This is a genomic window from Fusobacterium sp. (assembly GCF_029258315.1).
In the GTDB taxonomy this organism is placed as follows: domain Bacteria; phylum Fusobacteriota; class Fusobacteriia; order Fusobacteriales; family Fusobacteriaceae; genus Fusobacterium_B.
On sequence record NZ_JARHZE010000101.1, the window covers coordinates 1 to 3,432 of the forward strand.

General features: G+C 26.5%; 5 protein-coding genes. All 5 read left to right on the forward strand.

What is annotated here, in order from left to right; all coding sequences use genetic code 11:
• On the forward strand, positions 1-1,158 hold a 1,158-nt coding region (locus Q1J48_RS07020), incomplete at its 5' end, for an EF-Tu/IF-2/RF-3 family GTPase (protein ID WP_300362233.1).
• 9 nt (positions 1,159-1,167) lie between these two features.
• A complete protein-coding gene (gene yedF, locus Q1J48_RS07025) occupies positions 1,168-1,743 on the forward strand; it encodes a sulfurtransferase-like selenium metabolism protein YedF (protein ID WP_300362235.1) in 576 nt (191 codons plus the stop codon).
• Complete coding sequence (locus Q1J48_RS07030; protein WP_300362238.1) at positions 1,743-2,033, forward strand: putative Se/S carrier protein; 291 nt, start codon at positions 1,743-1,745, stop codon at positions 2,031-2,033. Before yedF ends, Q1J48_RS07030 begins: the two co-directional genes overlap by 1 nt.
• Positions 2,023-3,207, forward strand: a complete 1,185-nt coding sequence (locus Q1J48_RS07035; RefSeq protein WP_300328195.1) for a L,D-transpeptidase family protein — start codon at positions 2,023-2,025, stop codon at positions 3,205-3,207. The genes Q1J48_RS07030 and Q1J48_RS07035 overlap by 11 nt, the downstream gene beginning before the upstream one ends.
• An 8-nt stretch (positions 3,208-3,215) precedes the next feature.
• Positions 3,216-3,432, forward strand: a 217-nt coding sequence (locus Q1J48_RS07040) for an SDR family NAD(P)-dependent oxidoreductase (protein WP_300362240.1), incomplete at its 3' end; no start/stop codon positions are given.

Sequence of the window (3,432 nt, forward strand, 5' to 3'; positions counted from 1 at the left end):
ACTGGAAGTGTTTTATCAGGAGAGTTAAGTTTAGGAGAAAATATATATCTATATCCTCAAAAGGAAAAATTAAAAGTAAAATCTATTGAAAGGTTTGGAGAAAAGGTTGAAACCTTGGAGAGTAATACAAGAGGGGCTATAAATTTAAGTGGTGTAGATTATAAGGATATAAAGAGGGGAAATTTTTTATATTCTAAGGAGGATCTAAAACCTACTAATATTATAGATGTATATTTTACATTTTTAGATGAGGAAAAAATAAAAAGTAACCAAAGAGTAAGGGTATATTTTGGAACTGATGAAGTTTTGGGAAAAATTAGACTTTTAGAGAGATATAATTCTGGTTGGATAGCTCAAATATATTTAGAAAAAGAGATTTTTGTATTTAGAAATCAACTTGGAATAATGAGAAATTATGCTCCCACTATAACCTTAGGTGGAATAAAAATCTTGGATACTCAAGAGAAAAAAATAAATAAAAGGGATGTTGATTACAAGGAAAGAATAGAAAATCTTAAAAATATTTTTGAGAATAGAAATTCTTTAGACGAGGAAAAAATAAAAAATGAAATTTTAAAATTTTTAAGAGATTATCACAATAAAAATAATTTAAAAAAAGGGATTAATATCAACGATTTAAAAGAAAATTTAAAGTATAAAAAAGATGATTTAGAAAAAGTTTTAAATATGATGTTAGAAGAAAACCTTGTAAAATTAGATGGAAAAATTCTATCTCTATTTGATTTTGAGATAAGATTAACTAAGGAAGAAAAAAATATAAAAGAAAAAATATTTAAAATTTATAAAAGTACTAGCATTTCACCTGTAAAATATGAGATAATAAAGAATATGCTTATTTCTTCTGGGGAGAAGATTGAGGATATCAAGGTTATTCACAGATATATGGTTGAAAGTGAGATGATAATATATTTAGATGAGGACAAATATATTTTATCTGGATACTTTAAAGAGATACAAAAGAGATTAAATGATTATTTTTCTTTTGAAGAAAATTTTAAATCTGGAATAACCTTGGGTAAATTTAGAGAGCTTATTGGAAATAATAGGGAGAATTCTCTATCATTGATATTAAAATTGGAAAAAATAGGTTTTTTAATAAATAAAAACAATATTAGATTTTTAAGGGAAAAAATTTAAGGAGGAGATATGATAGAAGTAAATGCAGTGGGATTAGTTTGTCCAGTTCCAGTTATAATGACGAAAAAAGCTTTAAATACAATAGAAGAGGGAGAAGTATCAATTTTAGTTGATAATGAAACTTCTAAGGAAAATCTAGAAAAGTTGGCTAAAGAGATGGGATATTCTTATGTATCTTCAAAAAAAGATGAAAATATTCAAGTCATAATTACAAAAACTCTTGGAGAAAAAGAGGAAAAATTAGAGGAAGAAAATATAGTTGTAGTTATTGATTCTGATGAAATGGGAAAAGGTGACAGAGAATTAGGAGAGGTACTTATAAAAGGTTTTGTATACTCACTAACTGAGATGGAAACTTTACCTAAGAGTATAATTCTTTATAATAAAGGGGTTTTCTTAGCAACAAAAAATGAAAACACAATAGAAGATTTAAAAAAATTAGAAGAAATGGGTGTTGAAATAATCTCTTGTGGTACTTGTGTGAATTATTATGGATTACAAGATAGTTTAAAAGTGGGAACTCTTACAAATATGTATACTATTTTAGATAGACAGATGAAAGCTACAAAGGTAGTAAGAGTATAATGAGATTACAAGAGAGATTTATAGTTATATCAACAGACTCAACACATTTTGTTATCAACTTAGAAAAAATTTTACTTGATAAAAATATAAAGTGTAGAGTTATACCACTTCCTGTGGAAATATCTGCAAATTGTGGTTTAGCGGTAAAATTAGATGAAAATGATTTAGAGGAAGCAAAGAAAATTATATTGGAAAATAATTTTTTAGTTAATGTTGCTCTAGTGGAAAAAAATGGACTGAAAAAAAATATTCAAAAATTAGAGATCGGGGGAAAGAAAGTTGTTGAATAAAAAATATTTTTTTATAATTTTTATGATTTTATTCACTTTAAGTTTTGGTAAATCAAAAAAGGAAAAAATGCCAGAAATAAAAGTGGAGACTACTTATGATAATCAGATAGATGATAGTATAAAAATCAATATAAAATATAAAGGAGAAGATTTACCAAAGCTTTTGGATTATGTATTTGTAAAAACTTTATATACAAGAGTAAGACAAAATCCATGGACAACTTCAGAAGAAATTTATAGAGCTGGATTTGACACTAAATATTTGGTGAAAGAAAAAATTAAGCTTGGATCAAATATTTGGTATAAGGTGGAAACACCAAAAGGTGAGGGATATATTTATGGGAAATCTGTTGAGCTTAGAACTTTTAGATTTCCTGAAATGCTAGGAAGAATACAAGATGTAGAAAAATTTATATCTGAAAAAAATAATGAAAAAGTGAGATTAGCTTCTACAAACTCATATTTACCAAATCCATATAATAAGGATATGAAAAGAGCAAAGGATAAATATGGAGTATCAATAGATCAAAATATTGTAGGGGTTTATGAAAAAGAAAATACAGAACTACATATTCCAGATAGATCTATTTTAAGTGTTGAAAAAATAAATGGAAATTATGCTGAGGTAAAAGTAGAGGGAATAAAAGAATCTCCTTTAAAAATTCAAAAAAAATATCTGTCTTATAGACCAAGTATAGAAAAAGGATTTAAAAAAGCTGTTGTGGTAGATGTAGAAAATCAAAATCTAGGAGTTTTTGAAAAAGTTGAAAATGATTGGGTGTTGATTTCATATATTTATGCAAAAACAGGAATAGAAAGTGAACTTGGATTTGAAACTCCGAGAGGATCTTATATCGTTCCAATGTTAAAATATGAAATGGGATATAGAGGAATTTATGGAGAGGATGCAGGTATTGCAAAGTATGCTATAAGATTTAGTGGGGGAGGGTACCTTCACGGAACTCCTATTGAGCACGATGAGGAATCAAATGAAGACTTCTTTTTAAATCAAAAAGAAACAGGACTTGGAACTTTTAAGGGAACTAGAAAATGTATAAGAAATACAGTTTCTCACTCTAAATTTTTATTTGATTGGATAATGGGAGATACTAAGAGAAATGAAAATTCTAACTATCAAGCACCATCAGAAAATATAATATTTATAGTTATCTAGGTAAAAAAATGAATATACTTATAACAGGAGTTACCAAGGGGATAGGTTATTTTTTAGCTAAGGAATTTCTTAAAAGAGGGGATAAAGTTTTTGGAGTAGGAAGAACTTTTGAAAGTTTAAAAGAGATTGAAAAAGAATATAAAAATTTTATTCCTTTAAATTATGATGTTTCTAATATAGAAAATATAGATAAAATATTTAAAGAAATAGAAAGTGAAAATGAAA

What these genes read in the sequence shown, in the direction of transcription:
- yedF (WP_300362235.1), top strand. Translation starts at nt 1,168, where the DNA reads ATGATAGAAGTAAATGCAGTGGGATTAGTTTGTCCAGTTCCAGTTATA.
- Q1J48_RS07030 (WP_300362238.1), top strand. Translation starts at nt 1,743, where the DNA reads ATGAGATTACAAGAGAGATTTATAGTTATATCAACAGACTCAACACAT.